Below are 11,073 nucleotides of genomic sequence, written 5' to 3'. Positions count from 1 at the left end.
ACAACGCGATGTGGGTTTCCGCTGGGCTGCTGCTGCTGGCCGGTATCGCCGCGGCGGGGAACGCGTCGGCGGATGCGACGGAGAACTTCCCGATTCCCAACCGGATGCTGCACACCAGCTGTACCGCCGAGCAGATCATGGCGGCCGCCCGCGATGTCGCGCCGGTTTACTACGAGCGCTACATGATCGACTACAACAACAAGTCTCCGCAGGTACATGAGGCGGTACAGGACCGGATTCACTGGTTCTACTCCATGGATTACTCGGGCCGGCGCGCCTACTCGGAGAACCTGGCCGCCGATATCTACTACGAGAAGCTCGCTTTCGCGTGGCCGAACTGGGCCAAGCTGTTCTTCAACAACCACGGCGTCGCTGCCCGGACCACCGACGTGTGCGAGCAGTACCCCGCTGCCGACATGGGCGTGTGGAACTGGACCTGACTCGCTAGGTCAGCGGTTGTACCACGCCCCGTGCGATGTCCAGCAGGATCTCGTGCAGCTCCTCGTCGGCGATGTCTTCGAGCTCCGGATCGGCTGCCGCGGTGAAGGTTCCCGCCATCAGTACCGTGGTGATGACGCGGGCCGTCGCGTCCGGTTCGGGACCGTGCAGGATCGCCGCGGCGTCGTCGCCGACGGCCATAAAGTCTTCGCGGGAACGTATGGCGTGCTCCACGGCGCGGTCATAGAACAGGAAGGTGAGCCGGCGGTAACGCACCGCGAGCTCGACGACGCCGCTGACCATCACGTCCCGCTTGCCCTGCTGAGTGGGCATGGCCTGAGCGATCTTGATGACCCGGACGATGTCGTCGAACATCGGCTGCACCAGGGCGATGACGATGTCGTCTCGGGACCGGAATTGGTAGTAGACGGCCGGCTTACTCACGCCGAGCTGGTCGGCGATCATCTGCATGGACGTACCGCCCACGCTGTGCTCCACGAACAGGGCCAACGCCGCCTGCAGCACTCGCTCGCGCGCGGATCCGCGCGGTGCCACTGGCTTGGCCACGACAGTCCTCCTCCTCGACGCGGCCAGCCTATCGCGGTGCGGTTGGAGGCAGTCCTGCAATGACCCGGCTAGGCCGCAGCCTTGGCGTGCCGGTGCTGACGCTCCATGGTGGCGAAGTAGAAGGCATAGGCGAACGCGCAGCTGGTGAACAGACTCGACACGAAGTAGAGCCACGGTCGCCGTAGCCCGCGGCGATAGCCGTCGACGATGGTGAACAGCGGCAGCAGCACGACGTTGATGATCGTGTAGTCCTGGCTGGCCGAGCCGGCGGCCGGGTTGGTGAACATCAGCTGGATGTACTGCGTCCAGCTGCCCGGCCCCCAAATCGGATTGTGGTTGGGGCCGTGCGCGTATTCCTGGACGAACCGGATGTTGAAGTACCAACCCAACCCGATCGAAGCGATACCGATCGCGTAGTACACGATCTCCAGAAGTGAGAAAGCGACACCCCCAGCGGGTTTCGCGAAGACCGCGCGGTTGGACGCCACGATCCACCAGATAGTCGCCAGGCCGAGCACTGCATGCACGATGAGCGAGATCATGCGGTCAGTCTCACCATGCGCCGCGAGTTTTGTCAATATTGCCATTCTGGCCGGCCGTGCCGCTGAGGTACCTTTACGCGCATGCCACGAGCCCCGCAGACCGCGCGCAGCGAACGCACCCGCGAAGCGTTGCGGCAGGCCGCGCTGGTCCGCTTCCTGGCGCAGGGGGTGGAGGACACCTCGGCTGAGCAGATCGCCTCCGACGCCGGGGTGTCGCTGCGGACGTTCTATCGGCACTTCACTTCCAAGCACGACCTGCTGTTCGCCGACTACGACGCCGGACTGCAGTGGTTCCGCAGGGCCCTGGCTGAGCGCCCGCCCGCCGAGCCGATGATCGAGGCGGTTCAGGCGGCGATCTTTGCGTTTCCCTACGACGTCGAGGCGGTGACCCGCATCGCCGCGCTGCGCGAGGAGGAACTCGATCCCGAGCGCATCGTGCGCCACATCCGGCAGGTGGAGACCGATTTCGGCGACGCGGTGGCCGAGCGGCTGCGGGCCACCGCGAGGCGTGGGTCAAGTGACCCGCTGCGGGTCGCGGTGACGGCCCGCTGTATTGCGGCCGCCGTGTTCGCCGCGATGGAGGTCTGGATGCTGGGTGCGGACCGCTCACTGGCCGAGTTGGCCCGGATGTGCCGTGCCGCGCTGGACTCGCTGGGCGATCTCTAGTTACGTCAATATTGACAAAACTATCCACTCGTGCCAGCGTTCCTCCGAAAGCGGGAAGGGGCGATGAATGACCGATTACGACGCGATCGTCATTGGCGCCGGACATAACGGCCTGGCCGCGGCGCTCATCCTGCAGCGCGCCGGACTGCGCACACTGTGCCTGGAGGCCGGGCGCTACGCCGGCGGGATGGCCTCCACGGTGGAGCTGTTCGACGGCTATCGGTTCGAGATCGCCGGCTCGGTGCAGTTCCCGACGTCGGCCGCGGTCAGCGCCGAGCTGGGCCTCGACGGACTGGAGAGCATCGACCTCGAGGTCATGTCGGTGGCGATGCGTGGCGTCGGCGACGACCCGCTGATCCAGTACACCGACCCGATGAAGCTGTTCACCCACCTCAGCGAGGTGCACGGCGCCGAGGCGGTCAACGGCATGGCCGGGCTGCTGGCCTGGAGTCAGGCGCCCACCCGGGCGCTGGGTCGCTTCGAGGCGGGGCGGCCGCCGAAATCGCTCGACGAGATGTATGCCTGCGCCGCAAATGAATTCGAGCGCTCGGCCATCGACGACATGCTGTTCGGTTCGGTCACCGACGTGCTGGACCGTTACCTGCCCGACCGGGAGAAGCACGCGGCGCTGCGCGGCTCCTTCACGGTGCTGGCCGTCAACACCCTTTACCGCGGGCCCGCCACGCCCGGCAGTGCCGCGGCACTGGCCTACGGCCTGGGTGTGCCCGACGAGAACACCGTGCTGATGAAGAAGCTGCGCGGCGGAATCGGCGCGCTCACCGGGCACCTGTGCGACACCTTCACCGGCTTGGGTGGGGAGCTGCGGCTGCGCACCGCGGTCGCGGAGATCCTGGTCGCCGGTGGGGCGGTCAGCGGCGTGCGCACCGAGTCCGGTGACACCGTGAGCGCACCGGTAGTGGTGTCGGCGATCGCACCCGACGCGACCGTCACCGGACTGCTTGACCCGGCTGCGGTTCCAGACGACGTCCGCGCCCGCTACGCCCGCACCGACCATCGCGGCAGCTATCTGCAGATGCATTTCGCGCTGGACGAGGCCCCGGTGTTCGCTACGCCCTACGAGGCGCTCAATGACCCCGCCATGCAGGCCTCGTTGGGAATCTTCTGCACGCCTGAGGAGGTGCAGCAGCAGTGGGAGGATGCGCGCCGCGGCATCGTCCCGGCCGATCCGACCGTGGTGCTGCAGATCCCGTCGCTGCACGATCCCGAGCTGGCACCGCCGGGCAAGCACGCCGCGTCGGCGTTCGCGCTGTGGTTCCCCATCGAAGGAGACGGCAACTACGGCGAGATGAAGGTCGAGATGGGGCAGCGGGTGATCGACAAGATCACCAGGCTGGCACCAAATTTCGAGCGCAGCATCACTCGGCACACCACCTTCACCCCGCGTCATATGGGAACCATGTTCGGTGCGCCCGGCGGCGACTACTGCCACGGCTTGCTCAATCCGGATCAGATCGGCCCGAACCGGCCCGGGCCGCGGGGCTTTCTCGGCCAGCCGTTACCGGTGGCAGGACTGTATCTGGGAAGCGCGGGTTGTCATGGCGGGCCGGGGATCACGTTCATTCCCGGCTACAACGCCGCACACCAGGTGCTGGCCGACCGCTGAAGGACGCCGAGCGTGTAACCAGCGCGAAAAATCGCACTGAAATTCGCGCTGAGCGCACGTTGGGCAAGTTAGCCCGGATTGGCCAGGTCTGGATCGAGGCTTAGATCGGCATAGGTGAACAGGAGAGTTGCCCGTCTTTGCGCGACATCGAGGGGGAGCATGGACACGCCACCACGTCTAGTCGCTCAAAGGCGGGCAACTGTCGTTATGGGGTCCGCCGGGTATCCCTTTGGGTCCGGCCGGGATTAGCCCGCCAGCAGCTCGTCGAGCAGTGCCCGGAACCTGTCCGGATCCGCCGGGGTGAACGCCGGATGTGGCCACGGATCACCGTGCAGCTCCAGGGTGATCAGGGTGGACCGCGTCGGGCGCTTGATGTCCAGCGGCAGCCAGCGCCGCAGATCCGAGCTGCCCCAGATCCGGAATCGGTGGGTCAGCATGCCCAGCGGCTCCGCGCGGTAACCGCGGATCGCCGACAGCGGGATCACCTTCGCCGTACCGGAAGGGAAGTGGTAGCGGCGCAACGTGATCGCCCGGCGATCCAGAACGACTAGCCCATCATCGTAGGAGCCGTAGGAGTCGCTGGTCACAGCTTCTCGCAACGCAGTTCGTGGCCCTTGGCGGTCAGGCAGCGACCGGACTTGAGATCCCATTCCCAACCGTGCTGATTGCAGGTGAGAATGTCGCCCTCGACCACCCCGAACTTCGACAGGTCGGCCTTCATGTGCGGGCAGCGACGCTGAACCTGCCAGTCGCCCAGTGTGACGCTTGCCGAGTCGTCGTGGCTTTCGCCGAACCAGCCTTCGGCGTAGACGATCCGGTCCTCGGTGAGGCACTTGAAGAAGGTGTAGAGGTACTCGTTGTAGCCGCCGACCCGCCAAGCCCTGAATCGGGTGGACAGGAAGATGGTGTTGACCCAGTCCGGTTCGCCATCGCGCAGCACGGTGCGCACCAGTTCAGGTGGGATGCCGAAGCCGTAGCGGAACTTCTCGCCGGGAATCGGCTCGCGCACCATGCGTTTGGGGAAGTCCAGCACCACCGTCTCGGTATGGCCTTCCCCGTCCAGCACCAGCTCGACCGGATAGCCGATGCCGTCGCAGATCTCGTTGCTGCGGGCCATGATCGGCTCGAACAGGGCGCGCAGCTGATCGAGCATCGCCGGGCCTGCCGCCGGCGCCCAGGAGGCCTTCTCGGCGGCCAGCACCGGCGCCATCCGATCGGCGTAGGCGGCGATGTAGTCCGCTTTGCCGGTGGTGAAGATGGCCTCGACGTCGGCTTCGTCCAGCGGGTGGATCAGCGAATCCAGTTGCGCTCCAGTGAAGCTCGCGGTGCTCCCCGGGATCATCAACAATCCGCCGTCGTGACCGTTGCGGCGCAACTGGTCGAGGAACACCATCTCGTCGGGGAAGATGTTGGCCGGATCGCCGTGGTCGTCGTTGAGGTAACGCAGCTCGGAATCCAGGAAACAGGGCGGACCCGCCGATGGCACCACCCAGGTCGCCCCGACGTGGGCGATGTACTGGCGGGCGCGGTCCATCTGCCGCTGGCGCTTCTGGGTTCCGAACGCCTCCTTGGCCCGGGCCGGCATGTCATAGACCATCGGGTACCAGATCGCCCCGGAGTACTGCACTAGGTGCACGTCGATCGAGTCGAAGGCCGCCAGCACGTCCAGGTCGATCGGGCGGGAGTCGTTCATGTTGAACACGGTGGTCACGCCGTCGGAGACCACCAGCCCGGAGTCGCCGATCGGGCCGTCGGCCGGGGCGCGCAGCGCGATGATCATGACGTCCAGATCGCCCTTGGGGCCGGACACGGTGTGCCGCTGCGAATCGGCCGTCTCGAAGAACCGGTGAAAGCCCAGCTCTTCCAGTGCGCGGCGCAGATCGGGCACGGGGTAGTCGGGCAGCAGCACCACCGCGTCCTTGTTGACGTGCGCCGCCAGGTGCCGCGGGTCGAAGTGATCGTGGTGCAGGTGCGAAATGTAGAGGTAGTCGCAGTCGCCGAGGGCGTCCCAGTCCAGCGCCGAATTGTCCGGGAACGGGAACCACGAGCCGAAGTAGGCCGGATTCACCCACGGGTCGCACAGGATGCTGCCTGCGGCGGTCTCGATCCGGAAGCCGGCGTGCCCGACGCTGGTGACCTGCACTAGTTCCTACTCCCGACGCTGTAAGAGATCCCTCCCGAGCTTACCGGCGGCCGAGCCGGTGTCATCGCCTAGGCTTGGGTGCTGTGGAGGCTTGGTACGGCGGTGTCGCCGCCGCTGCGCGAACCCTGTGGCGCTATGAGGGGCTGAAGATCACCGTCACCGGCCGGGAGCACATTCCTGCCACCGGCGGTGCGGTGGTCGCGATCAACCACACCGGCTACTTCGACTTCTTGTTTGCTGGAGTGGCCTCCTACGACGCGAAACCACGTCGCTGGGTGCGCTTCATGGCGAAGAAGGAGACCTTCGACAACCGCTTCACCGGCCCGATCATGCGAGGCTGCAAGCACATCGCGGTGGATCGCAGCCAGGGCGCGGAGTCCTATGCCGCCGCGGTCTCCAAGCTGAAGGCCGGTGAACTGGTCGGGGTCTACCCGGAGGCGACCATCAGTCGCAGCTTCGAGCTCAAGGAGTTCAAAAGCGGCGCCGCGCGCATGGCGATCGAGGCACAGGTGCCGATCATCCCGCACATCGTGTGGGGCGCCCAGCGGCTGTGGACCAAGGACCACCCAAAGCAGCTGGGCCGCACCAAAGTGCCGGTCACGGTGACGATCGGTGAGCCGATACCGCCCACGCTCCCGGTCGACGAACTGCGTGCGCTGCTGCAGGCGCGGATGCAGCACCTGCTCGAGCAGGCGCAGGACTCCTATCCCGACGACCATCCCGGCGGCGCCTTCTGGGTACCGAAGAGCCTGGGTGGCAGCGCCCCCACACCTGCTGAGGCGCTCGAACTCGACGCGGCCGAAGCGGTACGCAGAGCCGAGGAGCGGTCCGCCCGTCAGAAGAAGCCGCCGAGCCCGACGGGTGCCGCGGAGTAGCCCTGACATGCAGCCGGTCTTTCGTGCGCTGGAACTCACTGCGCTGAGCGCGGTGAGAATTGCCGGAGCGCGGGTCGACTACCTCGCCCTGGAGCACATCCCGGCTGAGGGCGGCGCGGTGATCGCGATCAACCACACCGGCTACGTGGACTTCCTGCCCGCGGGGCTGGCGGCGTATCACCGCGGCCGCCGGATGCGGTTCATGATCAAAGCTGAAATGCAGCAGGTGCGGCTGGTGAATTACCTGATCCACCACACCGGCACCATCCCGGTGGACCGCGGGGCCGGCGCCGACGCCTACCAGCACGCGGTGACTGCGTTGCGTGCCGGCGAAGTGGTGGGCGTCTATCCCGAAGCCACCATCAGCCGCAGTTTCGAACTCAAGGAATTCAAATCCGGGGCGGCCCGCATGGCCCTAGAGGCGCAGGTGCCGATCGTCCCGCTGATCGTCTGGGGTGCCCACCGGCTGTGGACCAAGGATCACCCGAGGGCGCGGTTGGTGCGCAGCAACATCCCGATCACCGTCCTGGCGGGCGAACCGCTGGCCCCGTCCGGTGACGCCGCCGCGCTCAGCGCCCGACTGCGCGACCGAATGGCGCCGTTGCTGGCTCAGGTGCAGCAGGAATACCCGCACCCAGCCGGCGAGTTCTGGGTGCCCAGGCGACTCGGCGGCGGCGCGCCCACCCCCGACGAGGCTAGGGTTTTAGAAGAGCAGGAGCTGGCGGAACGGATGCGCAAGCGCGCGGGTGACCGTCGGCCCGACCCATCTGGCACGGAGCAGTAGAGCATGGCAGAACCCCTCTTCCGGGCGCTGGAGATCGTGCTCCCGCGGCTGGCGAATGCCAACGGGCCGCATGTGACCATCGACGGCCTGGAGAACATCCCCGAGCACGGCGGGGCGGTGCTCGCCGTCAACCACACCAGCTACCTGGACTGGTACCCGGCCTCGATCGCAGCCTTGCAGCGGCACCGCCGGCTGCGGTTCATGATCAAGGCCGAGATGACCGAGGTCCCGGTGGTCAACTACGTGATCAAGCACATCAAGTTGATCCCGGTCGACCGCTCCGCCGGGGCCGGCGCCTACGACGAAGCGGTGGCGCGGTTGCGGCAAGGCGAGCTGATCGGTCTGAATCCGGAGGCCACCATCAGCCGCAGCTTCGAGTTGCGGGAGTTCAAGACGGGGGCTGCCCGGATGGCCTACAGCGCGGGCGTTCCGCTCATCCCGGTCATCGTCTGGGGAATCCACCGGGTCTGGACAAAAGACCACCCGAAGCACCTGTGGCGCAACCATATTCCGGTGCTGGCGAAGATCGGCGAGCCGATGTCGGCGGCCGCCGATGTGGCGGCGACCACCACTGAGCTGAGGAACACGATGGCGGCGATGCTCGAAGCGGCGCAACTGGAGTATCCGCACCCGGCAGGGGCGTACTGGGTGCCGCGCCGGCTGGGCGGCAGCGCGCCCACCATGGCCGAGGCATTGGAGATGCGGGCAGCTGAGCTGGCCGAGCGCGATCGCAAACGTATCGAGCAGGCCCAGGGCGGACGGCGGCGGCGGATACTGGCCGAACGGAGTTCGCGTTGATGCAGCCGCACGGCGGACCGCCCGCGCTGATCGCCAGCGACGTCGACGGCACCCTGCTCGACGACACCGAGAACATCACCGCGCGGACCCGCGACGCGGTGCACGCAGCCGTGGACTCCGGCGCTCGCTTCGTACTGGCGACCGGACGCCCACCGCGGTGGATCGCGCCGGTCGTCGACGCGCTCGGGTTCGCCCCGATGGCGGTGTGCGCCAACGGTGCGGTGCTCTACGACCCCGCCACCGATCGAGTGGTCTCGGCACGCACGCACTCGGCCGACAGTCTGGTCAAGCTGGCCGAGGTCGTCGGCCGCGCCATCCCGGGGGCGGGCCTGGCCGTGGAGCGCATCGGCGAGAGCGCGCACGACGCGGCCACCCCGCAGTTCGTCAGCTCGCCGGGTTACGAACACGCCTGGCTCAACCCGGACAACACCGAGGTGTCTTTCGAGGACCTGCTGTCGCAGCCGGCGATCAAACTGTTGATCCGCAAGGCGGGGATGTCCAGTGCCGCGATGGCGGAGCAGCTGCAGGCCCACATCGGAACGGCCGCGGAGCTGACCTACTCCACCAACAACGGGCTGATCGAGGTGGTGCCGGCGGGCATCACCAAGGCCAGCGGCATCGAGGAGCTGATCGCGCCGCTGGGCATTGGCATCGAGCAGGTGGTGGCGTTCGGGGATATGCCCAACGACCTGCCGATGCTGGTGCGTGCGGGACACGGAGTGGCGATGGGCAACGCCCACCCCGACGTGCTGGCGGCGGCCGCTGAGATCACCACCCCCAACACCGACGACGGCCTGGCGCGGGTGTTGGAGCGGATCTTCCTGCGCTGACTCTGCAGGGTTAGCTGACGCCGAACGGGTCGATCACCCGCGAGAAGCGCTCGAGCTGCACCGGCGGGCCCTCCGGGGGCGGCGGGGGCAGCTCCTCGGCATTGCCGTCGACGACTAGTTCAGGGTGCCGTGCTGGAAGTTCTGGCCCACCCACTCCGGTTCGGCGAGCTCGGCGCTGGTCGGCAGCCCGAGCACGCCACGCTCGTAACCCAGCGAGGCCCAGGCGTCATAGATGGCCCCGGTGATCGGCTGCGCGCCGGTCTCCGGCGACCAGTACACCGCGCCGTGCTCGAAGGTGGCGTACTTGGTGGACCCCTCGCCAATCGCCTCCGGCGACGTCGGGGCACCGAGCATGCCCTCCGCACCGCCCAGTTCCATCCAGCGGGTGTGAATGGCGCCGCCCTCCATCACCCGGGCGAGGTCTTCGGGCCCGGGCGGTTCGTTGAACCGGGCGGCGATCTCCCGAATCTCGTTGAGTGCGACGTAGCCCTGCTCGCCGGGGCACTCGGTCGCGTCGAGGTCGCGGTGACCGATGATCGAGGGCAGCATCAGCGACGCACCGCGCGGAAAGTGGGTGAACGAGCCGCCGGCGGAGACCAGCTGGGTGGTACCGCGCGGATCGGTGCGGTCCAGGCCCAACCGCCAGCCCAACAACCGGCCGACCGTCTCGAGTTGGATCGGCGGGGGAGGCGCGTCGTCGAAGGTGCCGATCATCGACACCCCCCAGGTATTGCTGTTGAACCCGCCCGCGTGGCTGCCCATGATGCCCCGGGTCAGGCCGCCGGCCCGGCCCTCGAAAACCTGGCCGTACTTGTCCACCAGCGCGTTGTAGCCGATGTCGCACCAGCCCAGGGTGCGGGTGTGATAGGCGTAGATCGCCCGGATGATCTCCGCGGAGTCTTCGGGGGCGTAGTCGTTGGACCCTGCGGTGTGGTGCACCACGGCCGCGTGGACCGGGCCGCTCTCTACGGGCTTTCCGCACCGGCCGTAGGCGCCCGCGCCCCAGTGGCTGCGCGGAATGATGTTGGGGGGCTGGCCCGGCCCCAGCACTGCCTTGGGCGGTTGCCACTGCGCGTCGGCCGGGGCCTTGGGCGGCGTGATCAACACCGCGGAGACGTTCTGGGCGAACGGTTGTGCGGCGGTGGCCGGCACATAACCGAGATCGCCCGGGGCGCTGTTCTTAGGGGTCGGCTCCGACTTGGCGGAGGACCCCTTGGTGGTGGTCGGCCCTTTGGGCTTGACCTTGGGCTTGGGTTGAGCCGGATCGCCGGGAGTGTTTGGTGCGGTTCGGGTCACCGCGATCTGTACCGCGGTGGTCCTCCCGACGAACACCGGCTCGGTTCCGTCCGGACCGGCAGCGGGCGCATCGGCCGGCCGTGGACCCGGTGTCTCCTGCTTGGTCTCGTGCGCGGTCGCATACCAGGGCCCCCAGGTCCCGTCGGCGCGCTTGGCGCGAATCCGTGCCGACGTGCCGCTGAGGTCGGCGCCGGTGAGCGCGACCATGGTGAACGGTTCGTCCTGGGTGATCTCGCGGACGGTAACGCCCGGTTCCAGGTCTGGCAGCGGCTGCTGGTTCAGCTTGGTCGCAGCAGCACTGGGGGGCTTCTCAGAGGCATCGATCGATTTGAAGCCCGACCCGGAGTTCAACGCCCACGGCAGGATCAGCACGGTCGCGAGAGACGCGGTCAGCTTGATCGTCGGCGGGGGACGACGACGGGTTGGCACGTGCTGATGTTACGTATGTGTCACGTGTTGTTGGTGATGCGACACGCGCCCACCGACACCGGCCGGCTTCTGGCCATTGTT

The 11,073-nt window shown here is 67.4% G+C and carries 11 protein-coding genes and 1 pseudogene; 7 read left to right on the top strand and 5 right to left on the bottom strand.

Annotated elements, in window-relative coordinates:
• Nucleotides 1–8: 8 nt before the first annotated feature.
• Nucleotides 9–440, top strand: a complete 432-nt coding sequence (locus MJO54_RS22640; protein WP_105295211.1) for a DUF5078 domain-containing protein — start codon at nt 9–11, stop codon at nt 438–440.
• Between the two features lie 4 nt (nt 441–444).
• Here the strand turns inward: MJO54_RS22640 and MJO54_RS22635 are convergent, their stop codons facing one another.
• Together MJO54_RS22635 and MJO54_RS22630 are read right to left on the bottom strand one after the other, a co-directional pair.
• On the bottom strand, nt 445–1,005 hold the full coding sequence (locus tag MJO54_RS22635; protein WP_046286025.1) for a TetR/AcrR family transcriptional regulator: 561 nt from the start codon (nt 1,003–1,005) through the stop codon (nt 445–447).
• A 68-nt stretch (nt 1,006–1,073) separates the two neighbouring features.
• Nucleotides 1,074–1,547, bottom strand: coding sequence for a DUF2834 domain-containing protein (locus tag MJO54_RS22630; protein ID WP_046286026.1), 474 nt, complete (start codon nt 1,545–1,547; stop codon nt 1,074–1,076).
• A gap of 81 nt (nt 1,548–1,628) precedes the next feature.
• On the opposite strand from MJO54_RS22630, the gene MJO54_RS22625 reads away from it, so the two are divergent.
• Nucleotides 1,629–2,213, top strand: coding sequence for a TetR/AcrR family transcriptional regulator (locus MJO54_RS22625; RefSeq protein WP_105295204.1), 585 nt, complete (start codon nt 1,629–1,631; stop codon nt 2,211–2,213).
• 67 nt (nt 2,214–2,280) lie between these two features.
• The gene (locus tag MJO54_RS22620) at nt 2,281–3,837 is read left to right on the top strand and encodes a phytoene desaturase family protein (protein ID WP_105295205.1); all 1,557 of its coding nucleotides are present in this window, start codon (nt 2,281–2,283) and stop codon (nt 3,835–3,837) included.
• Between the two features lie 245 nt (nt 3,838–4,082).
• Here MJO54_RS22620 and MJO54_RS22615 read toward each other — a convergent pair whose 3' ends face one another.
• Nucleotides 4,083–4,424 (bottom strand): hypothetical protein, encoded by a 342-nt coding sequence (locus MJO54_RS22615; RefSeq protein WP_233428677.1) that lies wholly within the window; start codon nt 4,422–4,424, stop codon nt 4,083–4,085.
• A complete protein-coding gene (locus tag MJO54_RS22610) occupies nt 4,421–5,980 on the bottom strand; it encodes an MBL fold metallo-hydrolase (RefSeq protein WP_064888875.1) in 1,560 nt (519 codons plus the stop codon). Before MJO54_RS22610 ends, MJO54_RS22615 begins: the two co-directional genes overlap by 4 nt.
• A gap of 83 nt (nt 5,981–6,063) precedes the next feature.
• On the opposite strand from MJO54_RS22610, the gene MJO54_RS22605 reads away from it, so the two are divergent.
• From MJO54_RS22605 to MJO54_RS22590, 4 genes are read left to right on the top strand one after another with little or no spacing between them, the layout of a single operon-like run.
• Nucleotides 6,064–6,855 carry a lysophospholipid acyltransferase family protein gene (locus MJO54_RS22605; protein ID WP_046286828.1) on the top strand — a complete coding sequence of 264 codons (792 nt, stop codon included), beginning with the start codon at nt 6,064–6,066 and terminating at the stop codon, nt 6,853–6,855.
• 7 nt (nt 6,856–6,862) lie between these two features.
• Complete coding sequence (locus MJO54_RS22600) at nt 6,863–7,639, top strand: lysophospholipid acyltransferase family protein (RefSeq protein WP_046286827.1); 777 nt, start codon at nt 6,863–6,865, stop codon at nt 7,637–7,639.
• A 3-nt stretch (nt 7,640–7,642) separates the two neighbouring features.
• Nucleotides 7,643–8,437 (top strand): lysophospholipid acyltransferase family protein, encoded by a 795-nt coding sequence (locus tag MJO54_RS22595; protein WP_105295206.1) that lies wholly within the window; start codon nt 7,643–7,645, stop codon nt 8,435–8,437.
• A complete protein-coding gene (locus MJO54_RS22590; RefSeq protein WP_046287008.1) occupies nt 8,437–9,267 on the top strand; it encodes a Cof-type HAD-IIB family hydrolase in 831 nt (276 codons plus the stop codon). Before MJO54_RS22595 ends, MJO54_RS22590 begins: the two co-directional genes overlap by 1 nt.
• Nucleotides 9,268–9,277: 10 nt before the next feature.
• On the opposite strand, the pseudogene MJO54_RS22585 reads toward MJO54_RS22590, so the two are convergent.
• Nucleotides 9,278–10,935 (bottom strand): annotated as a pseudogene (locus MJO54_RS22585) (N-acetylmuramoyl-L-alanine amidase).
• Nucleotides 10,936–11,073: the final 138 nt, after the last annotated feature.

It is taken from the genome of Mycolicibacter virginiensis, assembly GCF_022374935.2.
Lineage (GTDB): Bacteria > Actinomycetota > Actinomycetes > Mycobacteriales > Mycobacteriaceae > Mycobacterium > Mycobacterium virginiense.
Note: the sequence above shows the minus strand (reverse complement) of the source record. Positions and strands in the feature narration are given on the sequence as shown.

Excerpts from the sequence above, each read along its gene's own strand:
- MJO54_RS22620 (WP_105295205.1), top strand. The coding sequence starts at position 2,281 with ATGACCGATTACGACGCGATCGTCATTGGCGCCGGACATAACGGCCTG.
- MJO54_RS22630 (WP_046286026.1), bottom strand. The coding sequence starts at position 1,547 with ATGATCTCGCTCATCGTGCATGCAGTGCTCGGCCTGGCGACTATCTGG.
- MJO54_RS22640 (WP_105295211.1), top strand. The coding sequence starts at position 9 with ATGTGGGTTTCCGCTGGGCTGCTGCTGCTGGCCGGTATCGCCGCGGCG.
- MJO54_RS22600 (WP_046286827.1), top strand. The coding sequence starts at position 6,863 with ATGCAGCCGGTCTTTCGTGCGCTGGAACTCACTGCGCTGAGCGCGGTG.
- MJO54_RS22595 (WP_105295206.1), top strand. The coding sequence starts at position 7,643 with ATGGCAGAACCCCTCTTCCGGGCGCTGGAGATCGTGCTCCCGCGGCTG.
- MJO54_RS22590 (WP_046287008.1), top strand. The coding sequence starts at position 8,437 with ATGCAGCCGCACGGCGGACCGCCCGCGCTGATCGCCAGCGACGTCGAC.
- MJO54_RS22625 (WP_105295204.1), top strand. The coding sequence starts at position 1,629 with ATGCCACGAGCCCCGCAGACCGCGCGCAGCGAACGCACCCGCGAAGCG.